Genomic DNA, 21571 nt, shown 5'->3' on the forward strand with positions numbered 1-21571 from the left:
GCGGTCTGCAACAACCGGTGGTGCCATGCCCTTCAGAGCGATTGCCTATGTAAGTGAAGCCTCCCGCAACCTGACGGAACAGCGGCTGCAGCAACTCGTGGCGGAGGCGGTGCAGTTCAACGAGTCCGCCGATGTCACCGGCACATTGCTGTTCGATGGCTCGCGCTTCCTGCAGTACCTGGAAGGCCCGGAGGCAGGGGTCAAGGCGGTGTACACGCGCATTCTGGCTGCAAGCAGCCACAGCGGAATCGTCGAACTGAACCGGGGCAGGGTGGGTCGCCGACAGTTTCCGCGCTGGCGGATGCGCAGCGTGCGGGTGGATGAGCTCGCGCTGGGAAAGATCGCCATTTCCGACTGGACCGGATTCGTGCGCAGCGCGTCGGCGCTGCAGTCGGGCACCAGTGCCCTGGATCGACTACTGTCGGTTTCGCAATCGCAGACGGAAGCAAGCGCGGGTGGCATCATCGAGCCAGACGGGCAGCTGGCACGATGAAGGCCACAGCCGCCCCGGTTGCGTCCGGCCCACCACGCGTCGGTTGTGCGGGATGGTCGCTGCCGCGGGCGGATCAGGAAGCGTTCGGCGCGGGCGACAGCCTACTGCATCGCTATGCCACACGCCTGTCGATGGTGGAGATCAACTCTTCCTTCTATCGACCGCACCAGCCCAGGACTTACGCGCGATGGGCGGCGAGCGTTCCGGAGGGCTTCCGGTTCGCGGTGAAACTCCCGCGCGAGATCAGCCATGAGCGTCGGCTGCGCGATGCAATGCAGCCGCTCGAACAGTTCCTTGAGGTCGTGCTGCAGCTGGGTGGAAAGCTCGGTCCGTTGCTGCTGCAGCTGCCGCCCAGCCTGGTGTACGACACGGCCACGGCCGAAGCCTTCCTGCGGGGCCTGCGCGCGCGCACGCAGGCCGATGTAGCGTGCGAGCCGCGGCATCCGAGTTGGTTCACGGCGGACGTGGATGCGCTGCTGAGCGCGCATGGTGTTGCACGGGTAGCCGCAGATCCGGCACGTGTGCCGGCGGCAGCGGTTCCCGGCGGTGATCGTGCGTGGAGCTACTGGCGCTGGCACGGCCAGCCGCAGATCTATCGCAGTGCGTACAGCGAACAGGCCCTGGCGGAACTGGCGCAAGGGCTGCGGCGCGAAGCTGATGCGCAACGGCCGTCCTGGTTCGTACTGGACAATACAGCACTGGGCCATGCCACCGGCAACGCACTGCGCCTGCAGGCGCTGCTGCAGGAGAACGCCCATGCCTGAAGGTCCTTCCATCGTACTGCTGCGCGAAGCCACTAGCCATTTCAAAGGGCACGTGGTCCGCACCGTCTCCGGAAACAGCCGCATCGACCTGTCGCCGCTGCAGGGCCGAAGGGTCAAGGCGGTCCGCAGTTGGGGCAAGCACTTCCTGCTGGAATTCAGCCGCCACACACTGCGCATCCATCTGATGATGTTCGGCAGCTGGCGCATCGACGAACGGAAGCCAACCCCGGCGCGTGTATCCCTGCTGTTCGACAATGGCGAGCTGAACTTCTATGCGTGTTCCGTGCGGCTGATCGACGAGCCGTTGGACGACGTCTACGACTGGCGCGCGGACGTGATGAACGATGCCTGGGATCCGAAGCTGGCCCGGCGCAAACTGAAGGCAATGCCGGAAGTCATGGTCTGCGATGCGCTTCTGGACCAGACGGTCTTTGCCGGCGTGGGCAACATCATCAAGAACGAGGTGCTGTTCCGTACAGGCGTGCACCCCGCCACCCGCTTGGGCGACCTGCCGCCACGCAGGCTTACCGCGCTGATCGAACAGGCGCGCGCCTACAGCTTCGACTTTCTGGAATGGAAGCGGCGCTTCGAGCTGAAGAAGCATTGGCAGGTGCACACGAAGAAGGTCTGTCCCCTGTGCGGTGGCCCAATCAGCAAGCTCTACATGGGGACCACGCGGCGGCGCACGTTCTTCTGCCCCAATGATCAGGTGCTCTACGGGCACTGAGGCCGCCGTCCGTGGCAGCCGGGTTCCAAGGCGCGCCGATCAGGCGGCCTGCGCGGCCTTGGCGTTGCCGCCGCCCTTGGCCAGCAGGGTCAGCTTTTCGTCGGTGGCCTTCTCTTCCTCAAGCGTCTCCAGCAGCAGCGGCAGGGCGTCCTTGTAGCCCAGCTGCTTGGCCAGCGCGGCAATGGTCCCGTAGGACGCAATCTCGTAATGCTCGACCTTCTGCGCGCCGCCGATCAGCGCAGCATCCCGCACAGGGCCCTTGTCGATGCTGTCGATCACTTCCTTGCCTTCCTCCACCAGGCCCTCCATCGCCGCGCACTTGATGCGCTTCAGGCGAATGCCCAGGATCTCGACAACCTGGTCGATGCGTTCGATCTGGCCCTGGGTCTCTTCCAGGTGCGTCTCAAACGCCGTGGCCAGGTCCGGATTCTCGGCCGCACGGGCCAGGCGTGGGAGGGCCTTGGTCAGCTGCTTCTCGGCGCTGTAGATATCCGAGAGTTCGTGGATGAACAGGTCTTCCGCCGTCTTGATAGCCATACTGGGCTCCGCAGTGAGTGGAGCGATCAGCGTAGGGTCTTCCCGGTTGCGATCAGGCAGGTGCCAGGTGAAGGCGGCATGTGAAGGTCCACGTGAACCGTGCGCGTGCCCTTCACGATGCGGGAACCGCCACTGCGGGTTGGCGCCGGTGCCGCCAGGCCTTCGCCATGGCTTCACAATGGCATCGCCTCGTGCCCATGCACCGGCCGGTACGGTCACTTCACGCCCGACCACGCGCGGAGACTCCCATGAGCGATGACAAGCAGAAAACCGGCCGTCCGGACCGGGATCGCATCAACGTCAACGAAGATTACGAGCTGCAGTACTGGACCACCACGCTGGGCGTGTCCGCCAAGGAACTTCGTGCTGCTGTGGCGGCGGTCGGACCCACCGTCGTTGCTGTCCGCAAGCATCTGGGAAAATAGCGCGGAGTTGCCCATGTCCCTGGTCGAGTACCGCCGCAAGCGCAGTTTTGACAAGACCAAGGAGCCCGAGCCGGGCAAGGCGCTACCGAAAGGGCAACGCGCCATTTTCGTGGTGCAGCTGCACCATGCCAGCCGGAGGCACTATGACTTCCGCCTTCAGGTAGGGGACGCGCTGAAGAGTTGGGCCGTGCCCAAGGGGCCCAGTTACGACCCGAAGGTCAAGCGCATGGCGGTGGAGGTGGAAGATCATCCTGTCGACTATGCGGCCTTCGAAGGCGAAATCCCCAAAGGCCAGTACGGCGGTGGCCATGTGGCCCAGTTCGACCATGGCGTGTGGGCGACGCAGGGCGACCCGGAAGCCCAGCTCGCCAAGGGCCATCTGCGATTCGAACTGTTCGGCGCCAAACTGAAGGGCGGATGGCATCTGGTCCGCTCCGGGAAGCCGGCGCGCCAACCGCAGTGGCTGCTGTTCAAGGATGACGACGAATTCGCCAGCGACATCGAGGCAGATGATCTGCTGGCGGATGTCGCTGAAGCGCCCGCGGAAGATCTGAAGCGGGCCGGGTCAGGCAAGAACGCGAAGAAGCGGCTCACCGCAGTACCCGCCAAGCGTACCCGGCGAACGAACTGGGCGAAGAAGGCGCTGGCGCTCAGCAAGGCAAGAAAGGCCGCAGCGCCGTCCGGTCCATTCGAACCGCAGTTGGCCAAGCTGGGAGACGCGCCGCCCCAGGGCGAGCAGTGGGTCCACGAAATCAAGTGGGACGGGTACCGCATCCTTGCCACGGTCGCCAAGGGCGAGGTGCAGCTGTGGTCCCGCAATGCACTGGAATGGACCGGCAAGATCCCCGAGATACGTGACGCGGTGGCGGCGCTGGGCCTGACTTCAGCCGCACTGGACGGTGAGCTCATCGCCGGCGCCGGCACCAAGGAGGACTTCAACCTGCTGCAGGCCACGCTCTCCGGCGAGCGCCAGGGCGTGCTGACGTATGCCCTGTTTGATCTGCTGCATCTTGATGGCGTGGACGTCGCCGATGCGCCGCTATTGGAACGCAAGGCCTTGCTGCAGTCCTTGCTGGAAGGGCAGGGCAGCCCGTTGGCGTTCAGTTCCCATGTGCAGGGCGATGGCGACGAGGCCTATCGCCTGGCCGGTGAGCAGCATTTCGAAGGCATCATTTCCAAGCGCGCCGACCGCAGCTACCACAGCGGCCGCAGTGATGACTGGCGCAAGACCAAACAGCTTGCCAGCGACGAGTTTGCGGTGGTGGGCTACACCGCACCCAAAGGCAGCCGTGCCGGCTTCGGGGCGCTGCTGCTGGCCCGGCCAGATGCGGAGCACGGCTGGCTTTACGCCGGCCGGGTGGGGTCCGGGTTCTCGGACGAGCTGATCGGCGAGATCAGCAAGCGCATCAAGGGCGGTGGCGGCCGCAAGCCAACCGCGTACGTGCCCACCCAGGACACCGACCTGCGCGCTGCGACCTGGTTCGAGCCGCGATTCGTGGTGGAGGTCTTCTACCGCGGCATCGGCGGGCAGAAGCTGTTGCGCCAGGCGTCGCTGAAGGCGGTGCGCGCGGACAAGGATATCGCCGACCTCGCCGATTCCGATCGCGCTGGAACGGCCCTGGCGGCGCGCACACCGGCACCCCCGCGACCTGCGCGCAAGACCAGGCTGGCACCGGTGGCGGATCGCGCGGCGCCATCGCTGTCCTCTCCGGGCAAGATCCTGTTCCCCGGCGACGGTTACACCAAGCAGGACGTGTGGAATTACTACACGGCAGTGATGGAGCACCTGCTTCCCGAGGTGATTGATCGCCCGCTCTCGATCATCCGATGCCCCAGTGGCGCCACAAAGCCCTGCTTCTTCCAGAAACACCATACGGCCGGGCTGGAGCTGGTCGACGCAGTAAAGCTCAAGGAGGAAAGCGGGATAAACGCCCATTACCTGGTGGTGCGTGACCCGGCCAGCCTGCTGGAACTGGTGCAGTTCAACGCATTGGAATTCCACCCGTGGGGCAGCCACGCCGAAACGCCCGACAAGGCCGATCGGGTGGTGTTCGATCTGGATCCAGGACCCGGCGTTCCCTTTGCCGAGGTCAGGAAAGCGGCCACCGACATCCGCAAACTGCTGGCGCAGCTGGAACTGGAGTCGTTCCTCCGGGTATCCGGCGGCAAGGGCCTGCACGTGGTCGTGCCGCTCGATCCGGGATGTGATTGGGACCTGACCAAGCGCTTCGCCAGAGGCTTCGCCGAAGCGCTGGCGCAATCCGAGCCCCAGCGGTTCGTGGCAACGGCCACCAAAAGCCTGCGCAACAAGCGGATCTTCGTCGACTACCTGCGCAATGGGCGCGGTGCAACGGCGGTCGCGTCCTACTCGCTGCGGGCCAGGCCGGGGGCACCGGTGGCGCTGCCGATTGCATGGAGTGATCTGTCAAAACTCAAGCGCGCCGACGGGTTCACGATCAAGGATGTGCCGGCAAAGCTCAAACGACGCCGCAAGGACCCGTGGGCCGACATCGGAAAAGTGAAACAGAATCTCGCGCGATGGGCGCAGGCAGACCCGTAGCAAACGGCCAGGGCCTCCATGGCCCGCCGGCCACGGAATCTCTCCGCTGCACAGATGGAGGTGCCCGGTGCGCATCACGCAGTACAGCCGGGCCTCCGGGTCCGCACTGGCAGCAATGTAGTCCAGCGCTTCGGCGAGCATGCGCATGAACTGCTGCTCCAGGTAGAACGCCGCCCATTCCGGCAGCATTTCCTCCAGTTGCGGGATCATCAGGTCGATCTCCAGGTGCGTGCTCACTGCGGTTTCCCCCTTCCGGGCAAGCTGGCAACCGCGCGCACCGCAAGAAGGGTGTTGTGGGCCGCACAGCGGACGCAGGCGTGCCGTCTACGCGATGTTCAGCCACCCCCTGCTCGGCATCGCTACGGCTACGTGTGTGAGGATTTTCTGCACGGTCGCCCCACGGCTGTTTCACCCCCGGCGGCGTATCAGGGAAGACTTCCAGCTGACTCTGCAAGGGTGCATTTCATGACCGACCCGTTACTGCGCGCCAGCCTATGGTCCCGTGATAGCGATTCGAACAGCTTTCGCCCACTTGCCGGAACCACGCGGGCGGACGTGCTGGTGGTTGGCGCCGGCATGACCGGCCTGTTGACAGCGGCCCGCCTGGCCGATGCCGGGCTGGATGTGCTGGTGGTCGATGCGGGGCCCATCGGTGGGCGCAACACGGTGATGTCCACCGGCAATCTTTACGCGCCCGTCTCCCGGCTGGCCGATCTGGTCTCCCGTTGGGGCGGTGACACGGCCAGCCGTGTCGTGCAGTGGCGGCAGCAGGCGCTGCGGTCCATCGAAACACTGGTTCACCGCTACGATCTGCGCTGTGGCTTCGAACGCGTGGCCATGCAGTACGGCATGCAGGAACGCACCCGCGAGGTCACTGCGCGATTCGAGCGTGAGCTGCAGGCCTATCAGCGCGTCGGCCTTCAGTGCGAACACCACCAGTCCGGGTTGCCGTTCACCTTGGGCCACGCCTTCCGCGTTGCAGATCAGGCGCAATTGGATCCGGCGGCGTTCTGCATTGAGCTGGCGCGACATCTGGCGGGCCGGGTGCGCATCCACGACTGGACCCGGATCAACAGCATCGAGGCATCCGCCGGCGTTGCGACGGCCGACGGCGCCCGCATCCACGCCAGGCACTTCGTGCTGGCCACCCATTCGCCAGCAGGTTTCAACCTGGTGCAGGCCGAGATGGAGGTCTACCGCGAATACGGCGTGGCGGTACCGGTTGCCACGCCGCCCGCGGCAGGCATTCATTGGATTGCCGATCGGCACCGATCGCTGCGCGGGGTGCGCGGTACTGATGGCCGTGACTGGCTGGTGCTGGTCGGCGAGACCCACCGCACCGGCGAAACGCCGCCGATGGATCCAGCCCAGCATCTGGTCGCCGACGCGCATCGCAATTTCACCGTGCAGGGAGAGCCGCTGTGCTGGTCCGCGCAGCAGTTCCGTGCAGCCGACCAGCTGCCCTACATCGGCAGCAGCGCGCACGATAATGTGTGGGTCGCTACCGGCTATGGGCCGGACGGTTTGACCTGGGCAGGCGTGGCCGCGCGCGCGATCACCGAGGGAATCATCGGCACGGCCAGCGAGATCGAGCAGCTGCTCAGCCCCATGCGTTTCACCCCGGTGCGCTCGGCCTCTGGTTGGGCCCGCACCAACGCCACGGTGGCGCGGCACATGGTGGGAGATCGCCTTGCCACGGCGTCCTCGCGCTCGCCCAGTGAGCTGGCCCGTGGTTGCGGCGCACTGCTGGACGTGGATGGAAAGCGCACTGCGGTCTACCGCGACGAGGGTGGGCGCCTGCACACGATGTCGGCGCTCTGCCCGCACCTGAAGTGCGTTGTCCAATGGAATGGCCATGAGCGCACATGGGACTGCCCTTGCCACGGCAGCCGCTTTTCGGCCACCGGAGCGCTGCTGGAAGGCCCTGCCAGGCAGGGCCTCACGCCAGAACAGTGATAGGTGCAGGTAGCCGCCGGAGCCGCGACCTCAGGCTTCGGCGGCCGCGTCCGCATCGCAGGGCATGCAGCGCTCCTTCTTGGACTTGATGTCTGCAGCGGTCTTGGCCAGTGCCTCGTAACGCTGGCGTATCTCTTCAAGATGGGCCGGCTCCATCGACTCCAGGTTCAACAACTCCTGGTTGGCGTCCTTGCTCACGCGGATCAGTTCGTCCAGCTTGATGTGCAGCGCGGCGGTATCGGCGTTCTGCGTATGCTGGATCAGGAACACCATCAGGAAAGTCACGATGGTGGTTCCTGTGTTCACCACCAGCTGCCACGTGTCATTGAAGTGGAAGGCCGGCCCGCTGGCAGCCCAGGCGATGATCACCCCCAGCGCTGCGACGAATGCCCCCAGGCTGCCGGACAATCGCGCCGTCGCGGCCGCGACACGGGCGAAACCGCGCCGGATCACTGGTCACCTCCCGCGGCCTCCTCATCCGTGTGCCGGTCTGGCAGTTTGACCCGCTCCCCGAGGCGCTTGTCCTGCTCTTCCGGCGTTGGCGCAGCGACGAAGGGGGAGATCGGGTCACTGGCGGGGAAGGTTTCCTGCAGCGCCTCGTCATGATTGCGGCGGTTGTGCAGCCTCGCCTGCAGCGGACTGACAGGATCGGGGCGCTGCGCCTCCTGGTCCGGATGGGGAAGGTCTTTCTGGTCGCGTTGCATGGTGCATCTCCAGGTTGATCACCACCCCTCAGGTGGCGGGCCCAGCATAGGAGTGCGCTGCGAGCGGCCCCATCAAGAGTGGGGCAACGTGATGTCAAACCTTCAGGCAACACGCGTTAACAATCAGCAGGGTGGAGGAGCCCGGCGTCTGCCGCGGCGGCGCCACGCCATCACCTGGCCCACCACCGCCGTCAACAGCAGCATCGCATTGGTCACCACGAAGACCACGCTCCCCAGCATCGCGCTGTACACCGTGAACAGCGCAGAAGCGGTCATCTGGCCCGCGAACAGCCACCTGGATACGGCTTCCGGGTGGGACGACTGCCACTGCTTCACCATCTGCCGGATCAGGGTTGCCATCAGCACCGCCGTGGCGGCCCAGCCAAGTACGTCGGGATGCATGAGGGCCTCCGATGTGTGGGCACCCCACGCTAGCCCCTGGCTGGGCAACGCCGTACGAAGGGGAGGTGAAGACAACATCCCGCCTCCGGCGCCCTCGCGCCATTCACTCCACAGCGGCGACAATGGCCGCTCGGGCGCACCATGCGCGATCCGCCCACCGAATGCAGGAATGCTGAGATGTCCAACACCCCCTTTGGCGAATCGTCATGTGCTGCCGCAGCCAGCGGCTGCATCGAGGTGCGCGGTGCGCGCGAGCACAACCTGAAGAATGTCGATGTCTCCATTCCACGCAATGCACTGGTGGTGTTCTCCGGCGTGTCGGGGTCCGGCAAGTCCTCGCTGGCCTTCGGCACGGTCTTCGCCGAGGCGCAGCGGCGCTACTTCGAATCCGTCGCGCCCTACGCGCGTCGCCTGATCGATCAGGCCGGCGTGCCCGACGTGGATGCCATTGACGGGCTGCCACCGGCGGTCGCCCTGCAGCAGCAACGCGGTGCCAGCAATGCGCGCTCATCGGTGGGCAGCGTGACGACGTTGTCCAGCCTGGTGCGCATGATGTACTCGCGGGCAGGGGCCTACCCGGCCCACCAGCCCATGCTGTACGCCGAAGACTTCTCGCCCAACACCCCACAGGGTGCCTGCAGCACCTGCCACGGCCTGGGGCACGTCTACGAGGTGACCGAAGCACTGATGGTGCCGGACCCATCGCTGAGCATCCGCGAGCGCGCCATCGCCTCCTGGCCACCGGCATGGCATGGCCAGAACCTGCGCGACATCCTGGTCACGCTGGGCTACGACATCGACGCGCCGTGGAAGAAGCTGCCGAAGAAGGACCGGGACTGGATCCTGTTCACCGAGGAAACGCCCACGGTGCCGGTCTATGCCGGCTTCACGCCGGCCGAGACCCGCGCCGCGCTCAAGCGCAAGCTGGAGCCCAGCTACATGGGCACGTACACCGGCGCACGCCGCTACGTGCTGCACACCTTTGCCAACACCCAGAGCGCGCTGATGCGCAAGCGTGTTTCCCGCTACATGGAAGGCCGCCTGTGCCCCGCCTGCCAGGGAAAGCGCCTGAAGCCGGAAGCGCTTTCGGTCACCTTCGCCGGCGTGGACATCGGCGAGTTCATGCGGCTGCCGCTGGACCAGCTGGCGGCCTTGCTCGAGCCCATCGCGCAGGGCGATTTCAGTGCACACAGCCACGGCGCGCGTACCAGCAGGCGTGCAACGCCCCGCGATCGCGCCAAGCGGGCAGCAAGTGGCCGCGCGACCCACGAAGGCGCCCCCGACGTGCGCCTGACCTCAGCCCTGTCAGAGGAAAAGCGCCTGGCGGCACAACGGCTGGCGGGTGGGGTCATGGCGCGGGTACGACAACTTCGCGAGCTCGGCCTGGGCTATCTCTCGCTGGATCGCGCCACGCCCACGCTGTCGGCCGGCGAACTGCAGCGCCTGCGCCTGGCCACGCAGCTCAGCTCGCTGCTGTTCGGCGTGCTGTACGTGCTCGACGAACCCTCGGCCGGCCTGCATCCGGCCGACAGCCAGGCGCTGTACGACGCGCTGGAACGCCTGCGCGACGGCGGTAACTCGGTGTTCGTTGTTGAACACGATCTGGAGCTGATGCGTCGCGCGCAGTGGCTGGTGGATGTGGGCCCGCAGGCAGGGGAACATGGCGGACGCGTTCTCTACAGTGGCGAGCCCGACGGCCTGCGCAACGTTCAGGATTCGCGCACGGCGCAGTACCTGTTCGACCAGGTGCCTGCGCCGGCCAGCCGGCAGCGCAGTGCCATCAGCTGGCTGGAGCTGAAGGGTATCCATCGCCATAACCTGCAGGGCGTGGACGCGCAGGTGCCGCTGGGGCTTCTGACCGCAGTGACCGGCATTTCCGGATCGGGCAAGTCCAGCCTGATGGCACAAGCGCTGCCCGAGCTGATACTGCTGCACCTCGGGCATGAGACGGTAGACGACAGCGCTGACAGCGCACCTGCCGAAGGACCCACCGTAATCGAAGCCACGCGGGGCCAGCTGGCCGGCGACGTGGACGCCATCCAGCGCGTGGTGCAGGTAGACCAGAAGCCCATCGGGCGCACGCCACGCTCCAACCTGGCCACCTACACCGGCCTGTTCGATCACGTGCGCAAGCTGTTCGCCGCGACACCCGACGCGCGCCGCCGCCGATTTGACGCGGGTCGCTTTTCGTTCAACGTGGCCAAGGGCCGATGCGAAACCTGCGAAGGCGAGGGCTTCGTCAGCGTCGAACTGCTGTTCATGCCCAGCGTCTATGCACCATGCCCCACCTGCCACGGCGCCCGCTACAACGAAGCCACGCTGAGGGTGCAGTGGAACGGCCGCAACATCGCCGAGGTGCTGCAGATGACGGTGGACCAGGCCCATGGCTTCTTCGCCGAGGAAGAGGCCATCGCCCGCCCGCTGCAGTTGCTGCAGGAGATCGGCCTGGGCTACCTGCGGCTGGGCCAGCCGGCCACGGAGCTTTCAGGGGGTGAGGCGCAACGCATCAAGCTGGCCACAGAGTTGCAGCGCAGCCAGCGCGGGCGCACGCTGTACGTGCTGGACGAACCCACCACCGGCCTGCATGCAGCAGACGCGGACAGGCTGCTGATGCAGCTTCAGCGGCTGGTGGACGCAGGCAACACGGTAGTGATGATCGAGCACGACATGCGTTCTGTCGCACAGGCCGACTGGGTGATCGACGTCGGCCCGGGCGCTGGCGGCGCGGGCGGCACCATCGTGGCGGCTGGGACGCCGCATCAGGTGGCCCACGCCAAGGGCAGCAGGACGGCACCGTTCCTTGCGCGCGAGCTGGCTCCACTGTAGAGCCGAGCCATGCTCGGCTATCGATCCCCAGCGCCGGAAGTCCAGCATGCAGGCCGCGCCTTTCAACAGAAAGCGGGCTCCGGCGCATCGCCGGAACCCCTGGCGGCTCACTTTTCCTGCAGGAACGCCAGCAGGTCCTGGTTGACCTTGTCCTTGTGGGTGTCGGTCAGGCCGTGCGGCGCACCCGGGTAGACAATCAGCTTTGCGCCCTTGATGAGCTTCGCCGATTGGCGGCCTGAGATATCGATCGGCACGATCTGGTCGTCGTCACCGTGGATGACCAGGGTGGGCACATCGAATTTCTTCAGGTCTGCGCGGAAATCGGTGGCCGAGAACGCAGCGATCGAGTCGTAGGTGTTCTTGTGGCCGCCCTGCATGCCCTGTGCCCACCACGCATCGATCAGCCCCTGCGACACCTTCGCGCCCGGGCGGTTGAAGCCATAGAACGGGCCCGACGGAATGTCCTTGTACAGCTGCGCGCGGTTATCCATCTGTGCCTTGCGGATGCCATCGAACACTTCGATCGGCAGGCCGTTCGGGTTGTCGGCGGTCTTCAGCATGAACGGCGGTACAGAGCTGATCAGCACGGCCTTCTTCACCCGCCCGGTGCCATGCCGGCCGATGTAGCGCGCCACTTCGCCGCCACCGGTGGAGAAGCCCACCAAGGTCACATCGTGCAGGTCCAGCGTATTGATCACCGTGGCCAGGTCATCGGCGTAGTGATCCATGTCGTTGCCATCCCACGGCTGGCTGGAACGGCCGTGGCCGCGACGGTCATGGGCAATGACGCGGTAGCCGTGGTTGGCCAGGAAGATCATCTGCGATTCCCAGCTGTCCGAGTTCAACGGCCAGCCGTGGCTGAAGGTCACGACCGGACCGTTCTTCGGGCCCCAGTCCTTGTAGTACAGCTGCACGCCATCGGCGGTGGTGATGTAGCTGGCGGTGCGCGCGATGCTGGTGACTGCCTCCGGCGTGGCCGGTTCGGCGGCCTGCGCGGACAGGCCGGCCTGGACCGAGAGGGCGAGGGTGGCAACGGCCAGGGTACGGGCGAAGGTGTTCATGCGGGAACTCTCATGGGTGGGTGGTGGGACGTACTTTGCGCCCGCGATCAGGCGCCAGGGATATGACAAGTCCGAATTTCTTGATAGATCGTCTTGCGCGGATGTGGGCAAGCGAATCGCTCGCGATCGCCCGTTGACAAGGGAGAACGACCGTTCTACCTTGCAGCCATGAGCAAGAGCAGCACCGACACCCCGCAGAAGATCCTGGCCACGGCCGAGGCGCTGATCTACCAGAACGGGATCCATGCCACCGGCATGGACCTGCTGGTGAAGACCTCAGGCGTGGCGCGGAAGAGCATCTACCGCCACTTCGAGAACAAGGACGACGTGGCCGCCGCTGCGCTCAGGGCCCGCGACGTGCGTTGGCTGGCCTGGTTCCGGCACGAGTGCGATAAAGCGGACACCCCGGAAGCACGCATCCTCGGCCTGTTCACCGTGCTCAAGGAATGGTTCCAGTCCGAGGGCTATCGCGGATGTGCGTTCATCAATACTGCCGGGGAGGTCGGCGACCCGGCCGATCCGATCCGGCAGATCGCGCGTGATCACAAGCAGAAGCTGCTCGATTACACGCTGGAACTTACCGAGCAACTGGAGGTGGAGCAGCCGGCGGACCTGGCCCGTCAGCTGCTGGTCCTGATGGAAGGCGCCATCACCCTGTCGCGCGTGATGGGTGATTTCGACGCCGCAGACACCGCGAAGGATGTCGCGAAGCTGTTATTGGAACAGGCCAAGCGTTAGCGCCTGGGTACCCCAGATCCGTTGAAGCAACCCGTATATCCATTTCGATTGGAGGTTTCCCCGTGTCCGCTGAACAACCCCGTCCACCGCTTCCTCCGTTCACCCTTGAATCGGCCACGCAGAAAGTGCGTCTTGCCGAGGATGGCTGGAACTCCCGCGATGCCGACAAGGTCTCGCTTGCCTATTCGCTCGACACCCAGTGGCGTAACCGTGCCGAACTCACCAACGGTCGGGAGGAAGCCCGGCAGTTCCTGGCACGCAAATGGAACAAGGAGCTCGAGTACCGCCTGATCAAGGAGCTCTGGGCCTTTACCGAAAACCGCATTGCGGTCCGCTACGCGTACGAATGGCACGACGACTCCGGCAACTGGTTCCGTTCCTATGGCAACGAAAACTGGGAATTTGGAGAGGATGGCCTGATGCAGCGCCGCTTCTCGTGTATCAACGACATGCCGATCAAGGAGAGCGACCGCAAGTTCCATTGGCCGCTGGGGCGTCGCCCGGATGATCACCCGGGGTTGTCGGAGCTGGGTATGTGATTCCCGCTGAGGCGCCATCCGAAGCACGCTCAGGTACGATGGGGTGGCCGGCGTCTGCGCCGGCCGGGGGAAGGGGGCGCAATGGACATGCAGGCAGGGGGCGGATTCGATCCGCCGGCAAAGACCGATTCGCAGGAACTGACATTCCACTGGCTCTACCAGCGGGTGCAGGGACTGGTTGAGCACAGCATCTACCCCAAGGCGGGCAGGGTGGAGACGTGGGCGTTTCGCATCGGCGTGGGTGCGGCGATCATCGGCATTCTCATGGGGCAGCTTCCGGATCGATGGCTGCCTCTTGGTGTAGTGCTCCAGGTGGTTGTTGCCTGCCTGGCAATCGAAATCGGAGGGTTCATTGTCGGTGGCGTCCTGGCCGCCCGCAGGGGCATTCGCCAGTTCAGCCAGCCGCGGCTCTCGCACGCCCGGGAGATGGATGAAGACTTCGCTCACTGGCAAGCGGTGGTGACCGAGCTTCGCGGATTCCCGCGCGTCCAGCGCGAGCGGCGACTCAAGTTCGTCAGCACCTTGCGCACAAACATGATTGAGCGCATGGGCATGATGTATGGCGGCCTGCAGCGGCTGGGACCATTCCCGCTGTTGATTGCCCTCTACCTGCAGTTCCGCGGATGGAAATGGGGCGACTGGGCGGGCGCTTTCGATGTTGGCCCGCTGGGTGCACTACTTATCTTCGCCATGGTGCTGCTGTACCTGCTGGGCTGGATGCTGATCGGCCTTCGCACCAGGCTCGATACCTACGTTGCCTTGTTGGAGGGCTCCATCCACGAGCCCGAACCCTCACAGCCAACGCCCTTGTAGCGTCGGCCCATCGTGTTCTTCATGTTGAGGGACAAACAGGATTGTGAGCCATCCAGTGAGGCATACGCATGGCCCAAGTGGGCAGGGTCGTACATTTCGCCGACTTCACAGATCTGTACCCCGCAGATGGGCATAGTGGCCCTTCGGTAGTGTGAGCGCGTCCATCCAGCCACGGGGTTTCCCCGAACGCCAGGAGGTCACTGTGCCAAGTTGTGATGAAGGAATGAAGTTGACGCGTCGCCAGGTGATCGCCGGCGGCGTCACGACCGTGGCGATGTCCGCCGCACCGGGGGCCTCATCGCTCGCCGCCGAACTGGCGGCGCCCCCGCCGCCCAGGCCGCCGGTCATCAGCACAGTGGCCTTGACCGTCAACGGCGAGCGGCGGGAGCTTGAGCTCGACACCCGGACCACGCTGCTCGATGCCCTGCGCGAACATCTGAAGCTGACTGGAACGAAAAAGGGCTGCGACCACGGTCAATGCGGCGCCTGTACCGTGCTGGTCAACGGTGAGCGCATCAATGCCTGCCTCAGCCTGGCGGTACAGCACCAGGGCGATGCCATCACCACCATCGAAGGTCTCGGAACTCCCGATGACCTGCATCCGATGCAGGCCGCCTTCATCAAGCATGACGGCTACCAGTGCGGGTACTGCACGCCAGGGCAGATCTGCTCGGCGGTGGCGGTACTGGACGAGATCAAGCGGGGCGTCCCCAGCCATGTACAGGCAGACGTCAGTGCACGGCCCCGGGCCACCAACATGGAGATGCGCGAACGCATGAGCGGCAACCTCTGCCGCTGCGGTGCCTATTCCAATATTGCCGAGGCGATGGCAGAGGTCGCTGGCGTGACCTCTGCAGGGAGGCGCTCATGAGGGCCTTCAGTTACGAACGCGCCAAATCCCCGGCCGAGGCCGCCAAGGCCGTCGCCGGTACCGAGGGCGCGAAGTTCCTGGCCGGAGGGACCAACCTGCTCGACCTGATGAAGCTTGAGGTCGAGACGCCAGCGCACCTGGTCGATGTGCAGGACATCGGCCTGGACAGGATCGAACCCACCGACGAAGGCGGCCTGCGCATCGGCACGCTGGTCACCAATACCGCACTGGCGTCGCATGAGCGCGTGCGCCGCGACTACGCGGTGCTGACCCGCGCGATCGTGGCAGGTGCCTCCGGGCAGTTGCGCAACAAAGCCACCACCGGCGGCAACCTGCTGCAGCGCACGCGCTGCCCGTATTTCTACGACCCCAATCTGCCCTGCAACAAGCGCCTGCCCGGATCCGGCTGCGGCGCACTCGAGGGGTTCTCCCGGCAGATGGGCGTGATCGGCACCTCGGACAGCTGCATCGCGACCTATCCGGGCGACATGGCGGTGGCCCTGCGGGTGCTGGACGCCTCGATCCAGACCGTCAGGGGTGACGGCAGTACGCGCAGCATCCCGATTGCCGATTTCCATCGTTCCCCCGGCGACAAGCCGCAGCAGGACAACGTGCTGCAGCGCGGTGAGCTGATCACCCACGTCACGCTGCCAGAACCCCTGGGCGGTCGGCACGTGTACCACAAGGTACGTGACCGCGCGTCCTATGCGTTCGCACTGGTGTCGGTCGCCGCGGTCGTGCAGCGTGACGGCTCGGCGCGGTTCGCCTTCGGTGGGGTCGCGCCGAAGCCGTGGCGCGTCGAGGCAGTCGAACCGCTGCTGCGCGATGGCGTAAAGGCCGCGACCCGGCAGGTGTTCGCCGGTGCCCGCCCGACGCGGGAGAACGCGTTCAAGATCGCGCTCGCCGAGCGCACTCTCGCAGCCGTGCTGGTGGAAGGAGAGCGCTGATGCCCCTTGAATTCAACGCCCCCGCCGGCGACAACCTGTTCGACAAGGCCAAGGTCGTCGGCAAGTCGACGCCGCGCATCGACGGTCCACGCAAGACCACCGGTACCGCCCCCTATGCCTACGAGCGCCATGACGTGGCGCCGAACCAGGCCTACGGCTACATCGTCGGTGCGGGCATCGGCAAGGGGCGCATCATTTCGATGGATGCCTCCCGCGCACGTGCCGCGCCCGGCGTACTGGCGGTCATCACCGCACCGGAAACCAAGCCGGTTGGCAAATCGAACTGGAACAATGCACCGTTGTTCGGCGGAGCCGAGGTGGCCCACTACCATCAGGCCATCGCCTGCGTGGTGGCAGAGACCTTCGAGCAGGCCCGCGCCGCCGCGGCGTTGATCCGTACCCGCTACGAGCGCAGCAAGGGCCGCTTCGATTTTCCCGCACTGGCACCGTCCGCGCCGCTGGCAAAGGGGCGCGGTGGCAAGCCCGACCGACAGACGCTCGGCGATTTCGACACCGCTTACGCGAGCGCCGCGGTCAAGCTCGACGAGACTTACCACACCTCCGACGAAAGTCATTCGATGATGGAGCCGCACGCCACCATCGCCGCCTGGGAGGGTGACACGCTTACGCTGTGGACGGCGAACCAGATGATCGACTGGGCCAGGCAGGGCATGGCGGCGATCCTCGGCATCGATCCTGCCAAGGTGCGTGTGGACTCGCCCTATATCGGCGGCGGCTTCGGCGGCAAGCTGTTCATCCGTGCCGACGCAGTGCTGGCCGCGTTGGCGGCCAAGCAGGTCGGGCGGCCGGTGAAGATCGCGCTGCAACGCCCGTTGATGCCCAACAACACCACCCACCGGCACGCGACAATTCAACGCATCCGGATCGGCTGCGGAAAGGATGGCCGGATCTCCGCCATCGCCCATGAGAACTGGTCGGGCAACATCAACGGCGAGGATGGCGAAAACGGCACCCTGCAGACGCCCAAGCTCTATGCAGGCGCCAACCGCCTGGTGGCCAACTACATTGCCACGCTCGACATGCCCGAAGGCAATGCGATGCGTGCACCGGGCGAAGCACCGGGCCACATGGCGCTGGAAGTGGCGATGGACGAAATGGCCGAGAAGCTGGGTCTGGACCCGATCGCGTTCCGCATCCTCAACGAGCCCGAGGTCGTGCCCGGCGATCCGTCCAAGAAGTTCTCCGACCGCAACCTGGTGCGCTGCCTGCGCGAAGGCGCGGAGCGCTTCAACTGGAACAAGCGCAACCCCAGGCCGGCGCAGGTCAGGGAAGGGGACTGGCTGGTCGGCATGGGCGTATCTGCGGGCTATCGCGGCGCACCGACGATGAAGTCGGCGGCGCGGGTCCGGCTTGACGGCCAGGGCGGGGTGATTGTCGAGACCGACATGACCGACATCGGCACCGGCTCCTACACAATCATCGCGCAGACGGCAGCCGAGACCATGGGCGTGCCGCTGGAACGGGTCCAGGTGACCCTCGGCGACTCCCGTCATCCCGCCTCCGCCGGTTCCGGCGGCCAGTGGGGCGCGGCAAGCTCCACCGCGGGCGTGTACGCGGCGTGCGTCAGCCTGCGCCGCAAGGTGGGCGAGAAACTGGGCTTCGACGGCGACACCGCAGACTTCGCCAATGGCCGCATCCAGGTGGGTGGGCGGACGATCAAGCTGGCGGAGGCGGGGACACTGTCGGCGGAGGACGGCATTGCCTTCGGCGACTTCAAGCAAGGCTACGACGTCGGCACCTATGCAGGGCATTTCTGCGAGGTCGCCGTGCATGCCTACACGGGAGAGACGCGCATCCGCCGCATGCTTGCCGTATGCGATGGCGGCCGGATCCTCAATCCGCTCTCCGCACGCAGCCAGGTCATCGGCGGGATGGTGATGGGTGCGGGCGCGACCCTGATGGAGGAGCTGGTGGTCGACAAACGGCTGGGCTTGTTCATCAACCATGACCTGGCCGGCTACGAGGTTCCCGTGCACGCCGACATCCCGTACCAGGAAGTGGTCTTCCTCGACACGCTGGATCCGGTGATCTCGCCGATGAAGGCCAAGGGTGTGGGTGAACTGGGCATCTGCGGGGTCGGCGCCGCGATCGCCAATGCGGTCTACAACGCAACCGGCGTGCGCGTGCGCAACTATCCCATTACCCTGGACAAGCTGCTGCCCGGCTTGCCCGACGTGGGCTGACCCTTGCGCATGGACCGACCCGCAGCCTCGCCCACTCTGGAGGCCTCCTCCGCAGGCGGAGGGGAGCCCGGCGATCTTGCCGGGGACCTGTCCGCAGCCCCGGGCTTCCTCGCCGAAGGCAGCCCGCGCGGCGTACTCGAGACGGCCTTGACGCGCGTGCGCGCGGGGGAGCACGCCGTGCTCGCGCTGGTGCTGGAAACCGATGGCTCCACTTACGCCGGTGCCGGCGACATGGTGCTGTTCTGCAACGGCAGCCAGGTCGGCTGGCTCAGCGGCGGATGCCTGGAGCCCGAGCTCGCGCGACGCGCGGAGCAGGTGAGCGCGGCAGGGCGGGTCGACTGGATCGAGATCGACACCCGCAGTGACGACGACCTGTTGAGCGGGTCCGCGCTCGGCTGCCGCGGCCGGCTGCGGATTGCGCTCCTGCCATTGCGTGCCATGGCCGGCATCGACGCCGTCATCGAGGCTTGGTTGCGCGAAGGTGTGTCACTCCAGCGCGACCTTCGTACGTCGGGGCAGGTCGTTTTCCGCGCCGGCCATCGCGAGCAGGCATGGCAGCTGCATCCGATGGACGGGGCGCAGTCCTTTGGCGAGGGCGCATGGCATTTGCCGTTGCCCCGGCTTCCGCGGGCCCTGGTGTTGGGGGGCGGTCCCGAAACGCCCTTGCTGGTTCCGTTGCTGAGGGGCCTGGGGTGGCGGGTGAGCGTGGCCGAACGGCGAGCGCGCTGGGCCACAGCCGGGCAGTGCGCAGATGCGCATCTTCAGACCAGCCCGGCCGAGGCCCTTCACGGCGCCCCGTGCGACGCGGTACTGGTGATGCATCACGATTTCGAACTGGACCGGGAGGCGCTGGTGGCCCTGGCTGATACCAAAGTTGCGTTCATTGGACTGCTTGGTCCGCGGCGAAGGCGCGAGGACCTGTTCAAGCTGCTGACACCGGATCAGCGCCACCGCCTGTCCCCGAGACTTCGATCACCGGTCGGCCTGAACATAGGCGGCCGAGGGCCCGAGGCGATTTCGCTCAGCATCGCTGCGCAGCTGCAGCAATGGCGAAGCGCGCACGGCAGGTGACTGACGCGCATGCGGTCGTCGTGCTTGCTGCCGGCGGGAGCACCCGGCTTGGCCAGCCCAAGCAGCTTCTGACCCGGCAGGGCGAGACCCTGATACATCGCGTGGTGCGGTTGGCACGCGAGCTCGCGCCAGCGCAGGTCCTGGTCGTGGTGGGCTCGAACGCACAGGTCGTGACATCCAGCATTGCCGGGCTGCATGCCACTCCGGTAACCAACCCCCACTGGGAACGCGGCCTGGCGAGCAGCCTGCAGGTTGCCGGCGCGCACCTGCTGCCCACGGTGACCGCGGTGATGGTCGTGGCATGCGACCAGCCCGCAATCGAGCGCTCCCATCTGCAGGCGCTGCTTTCGGGTGCCCGCGTCTCGGCGTCAGGGTGCGCTGGCACCCGTCATGGAGACGCGCTTGGCATTCCTGCAGTAGTGCCGCGTGCCTGGTTCGCCCACGTCGGTGCAGCCGGTGACCGCGGCTTCGGAACGCGCTTGAGGCAGCTTCCCAGCAATGCCGTGCATGCCCTTCAAGCGCCGGAGCTGGGCCTGGATATCGATACGCCAGAAGATCTTGCGCGTGCGCGCGATGCGGGATGGATCGATGCCGGGAGGTGACTCGCATGATCACTGGACCAATGCCTGTCGCGCAGGTGACGAGCGGCAGGGCTGGAGCCCGAACCCTCGCTGCCCCCCAGCCCTGTAGAGTCGGGCCATGCTCGGCTACGGCACGCCACATCGCGCCCCATCAGGCACATCACTGGCAAGAATCTGCAGCACCCGATCCAACAGAATAGGTTCCGGCACGTCAGCCAGTACCTGCTCCAGGTAATCCAACGGCTCCAACTGCCATTGGAGGAGCGCCCGCAACCGCACAACCGCGGGCGCCCGCTGCTTCGCGTCCAGTGAGGCCTGCAACAGCAGATGGTGCGAGCGCCTCTCCAGCCACAGCACTGGAACGCCTCCACAGTGAATCTGGAATCCGGCGTTTTGATGCCGCTCGACGAACTGGAAGCCCTGTCGTGGCCGATCCTCCACGAACTGCATGGCTTGGCGGCGCAACTGCAGAAAGCGATCGCCGGGGATGCTGTGGAAACCGATAGGCGAGGGCAGGGGCGATACCAGCCACTGCGTCTGTGCCGCAATCACCACCAAAAGACAGAGCGCGGCGGCCGCCCAGCGCCACCAGTCCACTCAGCCCTCCGGATGCAGTCGGGTACTGGCGTGTGCGGTAAGGCCGATTCCGGCCATGATCAGCCCTTCCATCACGCGCGGGCCAACGTACTGCTCCAGCTCGCCATTTTCGCGGGCGCGCTGCGCGGCCAGCAGGATCTCCAGCACCACCCGAAGGCCGGCCAGCGAGCAATCGGTATCTGCCAAGGCGATGCGTCGACCGGGCATCTGGTGGCGTTCCGGCCACGGCTGGCCATCGGAGGCGGCACCGGCGCCGATGCTGTGCAGCAGGGCGATGAGCGTGTTTGGATCCAGCGCAGGGCCGTTCGCGGGCACGTCGTGGATAGGGTGCGGGGCAGGGGAGTGGGGCTGGGTCATGGCTGGGCTCCTTGCGTGCATGCAGAAGCCGCCACCGATAAAGGTGGCGGACGATGCGTGGCTCGAAATCCGGTACGCGACTAGGCCCGGTGGGCACGAGGCCCCCACGCACCGCCCGCCATAGCCGGCCGACGGATTGCCAGCCGGCACCACAAAGCGTGGTGCCGACTGGCAAGCGCAAACTACAGTCGCGTTACCGGGATTTCGAGCCCCGACCACCGATGTATTGGCGGCGCGAAAAGGAATACGCCCGGTTGCGTGCGATGCCAATGCAGTAAGGCCGATGACGTCACCACTTTCAACATTTTCAGAATCGTTGCATATGGCGCAATGAAGCTGGAGCCTTGCGCTGCAATGCTATCGGCGATGTCGGTGGTGCAAGTCTGCCGACTGTCGGC

At 65.9% G+C, this 21571-nt stretch carries 22 protein-coding genes; 15 read left to right on the top strand and 7 right to left on the bottom strand.

Annotated elements, in window-relative coordinates; genetic code table 11:
• Positions 1 to 25: 25 nt before the first annotated feature.
• From R5H29_RS20090 to R5H29_RS20100, 3 genes are read left to right on the top strand one after another with little or no spacing between them, the layout of a single operon-like run.
• Positions 26 to 493: a BLUF domain-containing protein gene (locus tag R5H29_RS20090; RefSeq protein ID WP_019659714.1), complete on the top strand. Its 468-nt coding sequence runs from the start codon at positions 26 to 28 to the stop codon at positions 491 to 493.
• Positions 490 to 1257 (top strand): DUF72 domain-containing protein, encoded by a 768-nt coding sequence (locus R5H29_RS20095; RefSeq protein ID WP_332329721.1) that lies wholly within the window; start codon positions 490 to 492, stop codon positions 1255 to 1257. Before R5H29_RS20090 ends, R5H29_RS20095 begins: the two co-directional genes overlap by 4 nt.
• Positions 1250 to 1984, top strand: coding sequence for a DNA-formamidopyrimidine glycosylase family protein (locus R5H29_RS20100; protein WP_164143756.1), 735 nt, complete (start codon positions 1250 to 1252; stop codon positions 1982 to 1984). Before R5H29_RS20095 ends, R5H29_RS20100 begins: the two co-directional genes overlap by 8 nt.
• A 39-nt stretch (positions 1985 to 2023) precedes the next feature.
• Here R5H29_RS20100 and R5H29_RS20105 read toward each other — a convergent pair whose 3' ends face one another.
• Positions 2024 to 2521: a ferritin-like domain-containing protein gene (locus tag R5H29_RS20105; protein WP_019659711.1), complete on the bottom strand. Its 498-nt coding sequence runs from the start codon at positions 2519 to 2521 to the stop codon at positions 2024 to 2026.
• 248 nt (positions 2522 to 2769) lie between these two features.
• Between R5H29_RS20105 and R5H29_RS20110 the strand changes: the two genes are divergently transcribed.
• Genes R5H29_RS20110 through R5H29_RS20120 form a run of 3 tightly spaced genes read left to right on the top strand, consistent with a single transcriptional unit; the run spans position 2770 to position 7462 of the window.
• Positions 2770 to 2946 (top strand): DUF3606 domain-containing protein, encoded by a 177-nt coding sequence (locus R5H29_RS20110; protein ID WP_019659710.1) that lies wholly within the window; start codon positions 2770 to 2772, stop codon positions 2944 to 2946.
• A 13-nt stretch (positions 2947 to 2959) separates the two neighbouring features.
• The gene (gene ligD, locus R5H29_RS20115) at positions 2960 to 5506 is read left to right on the top strand and encodes a DNA ligase D (protein WP_332329722.1); all 2547 of its coding nucleotides are present in this window, start codon (positions 2960 to 2962) and stop codon (positions 5504 to 5506) included.
• Positions 5507 to 5560: 54 nt separating this feature from the next.
• Positions 5561 to 7462, top strand: coding sequence for an FAD-dependent oxidoreductase (locus R5H29_RS20120; protein WP_332329723.1), 1902 nt, complete (start codon positions 5561 to 5563; stop codon positions 7460 to 7462).
• Positions 7463 to 7492: 30 nt separating this feature from the next.
• Here R5H29_RS20120 and R5H29_RS20125 read toward each other — a convergent pair whose 3' ends face one another.
• The 3 genes from R5H29_RS20125 to R5H29_RS20135 form a co-directional block, all read right to left on the bottom strand.
• Positions 7493 to 7915, bottom strand: a complete 423-nt coding sequence (locus R5H29_RS20125) for a low affinity iron permease family protein (protein WP_134729265.1) — start codon at positions 7913 to 7915, stop codon at positions 7493 to 7495.
• A complete protein-coding gene (locus R5H29_RS20130) occupies positions 7912 to 8166 on the bottom strand; it encodes a hypothetical protein (protein WP_019659705.1) in 255 nt (84 codons plus the stop codon). The genes R5H29_RS20125 and R5H29_RS20130 overlap by 4 nt, the downstream gene beginning before the upstream one ends.
• Before the next feature lie 123 nt (positions 8167 to 8289).
• Entirely contained in the window at positions 8290 to 8568 is a 279-nt protein-coding gene (locus R5H29_RS20135) for a hypothetical protein (protein ID WP_021202427.1), read from the bottom strand.
• A 177-nt stretch (positions 8569 to 8745) separates the two neighbouring features.
• On the opposite strand from R5H29_RS20135, the gene R5H29_RS20140 reads away from it, so the two are divergent.
• Positions 8746 to 11394, top strand: a complete 2649-nt coding sequence (locus R5H29_RS20140) for an excinuclease ABC subunit UvrA (protein WP_332329724.1) — start codon at positions 8746 to 8748, stop codon at positions 11392 to 11394.
• Positions 11395 to 11501: 107 nt separating this feature from the next.
• Here R5H29_RS20140 and R5H29_RS20145 read toward each other — a convergent pair whose 3' ends face one another.
• Positions 11502 to 12455, bottom strand: coding sequence for an alpha/beta hydrolase (locus R5H29_RS20145; RefSeq protein ID WP_332329725.1), 954 nt, complete (start codon positions 12453 to 12455; stop codon positions 11502 to 11504).
• A gap of 168 nt (positions 12456 to 12623) precedes the next feature.
• Between R5H29_RS20145 and R5H29_RS20150 the strand changes: the two genes are divergently transcribed.
• The 8 genes from R5H29_RS20150 (at position 12624) to R5H29_RS20185 (ending at position 20240) form a co-directional block, all read left to right on the top strand.
• Positions 12624 to 13193, top strand: coding sequence for a TetR family transcriptional regulator (locus R5H29_RS20150; RefSeq protein WP_332329726.1), 570 nt, complete (start codon positions 12624 to 12626; stop codon positions 13191 to 13193).
• 62 nt (positions 13194 to 13255) lie between these two features.
• Positions 13256 to 13732: a nuclear transport factor 2 family protein gene (locus R5H29_RS20155; RefSeq protein WP_332329727.1), complete on the top strand. Its 477-nt coding sequence runs from the start codon at positions 13256 to 13258 to the stop codon at positions 13730 to 13732.
• A gap of 81 nt (positions 13733 to 13813) precedes the next feature.
• Positions 13814 to 14545, top strand: a complete 732-nt coding sequence (locus R5H29_RS20160; RefSeq protein WP_332329728.1) for a hypothetical protein — start codon at positions 13814 to 13816, stop codon at positions 14543 to 14545.
• A gap of 223 nt (positions 14546 to 14768) precedes the next feature.
• Positions 14769 to 15416, top strand: a complete 648-nt coding sequence (gene paoA / locus R5H29_RS20165) for an aldehyde dehydrogenase iron-sulfur subunit PaoA (RefSeq protein WP_005416549.1) — start codon at positions 14769 to 14771, stop codon at positions 15414 to 15416.
• Positions 15413 to 16363 (top strand): xanthine dehydrogenase family protein subunit M, encoded by a 951-nt coding sequence (locus R5H29_RS20170; protein ID WP_332329729.1) that lies wholly within the window; start codon positions 15413 to 15415, stop codon positions 16361 to 16363. Before paoA ends, R5H29_RS20170 begins: the two co-directional genes overlap by 4 nt.
• On the top strand, positions 16363 to 18567 hold the full coding sequence (gene paoC, locus R5H29_RS20175) for an aldehyde oxidoreductase molybdenum-binding subunit PaoC (protein ID WP_332329730.1): 2205 nt from the start codon (positions 16363 to 16365) through the stop codon (positions 18565 to 18567). The genes R5H29_RS20170 and paoC overlap by 1 nt, the downstream gene beginning before the upstream one ends.
• Positions 18568 to 18576: 9 nt before the next feature.
• On the top strand, positions 18577 to 19638 hold the full coding sequence (locus R5H29_RS20180) for an XdhC family protein (protein WP_332329731.1): 1062 nt from the start codon (positions 18577 to 18579) through the stop codon (positions 19636 to 19638).
• Positions 19614 to 20240, top strand: a complete 627-nt coding sequence (locus R5H29_RS20185) for a nucleotidyltransferase family protein (RefSeq protein ID WP_332329732.1) — start codon at positions 19614 to 19616, stop codon at positions 20238 to 20240. The genes R5H29_RS20180 and R5H29_RS20185 overlap by 25 nt, the downstream gene beginning before the upstream one ends.
• A gap of 105 nt (positions 20241 to 20345) precedes the next feature.
• Here the strand turns inward: R5H29_RS20185 and R5H29_RS20190 are convergent, their stop codons facing one another.
• Both R5H29_RS20190 and R5H29_RS20195 read right to left on the bottom strand, forming a co-directional pair.
• Positions 20346 to 20816, bottom strand: coding sequence for a hypothetical protein (locus R5H29_RS20190; protein ID WP_332329733.1), 471 nt, complete (start codon positions 20814 to 20816; stop codon positions 20346 to 20348).
• Positions 20817 to 21173, bottom strand: coding sequence for a hypothetical protein (locus R5H29_RS20195; RefSeq protein WP_044570193.1), 357 nt, complete (start codon positions 21171 to 21173; stop codon positions 20817 to 20819). It lies immediately after the preceding gene.
• Between the last annotated feature and the right edge of the window lie 398 nt (positions 21174 to 21571).

Source organism: Stenotrophomonas sp. A3_2 (assembly GCF_036624925.1).
GTDB lineage: Bacteria > Pseudomonadota > Gammaproteobacteria > Xanthomonadales > Xanthomonadaceae > Stenotrophomonas > Stenotrophomonas hibiscicola.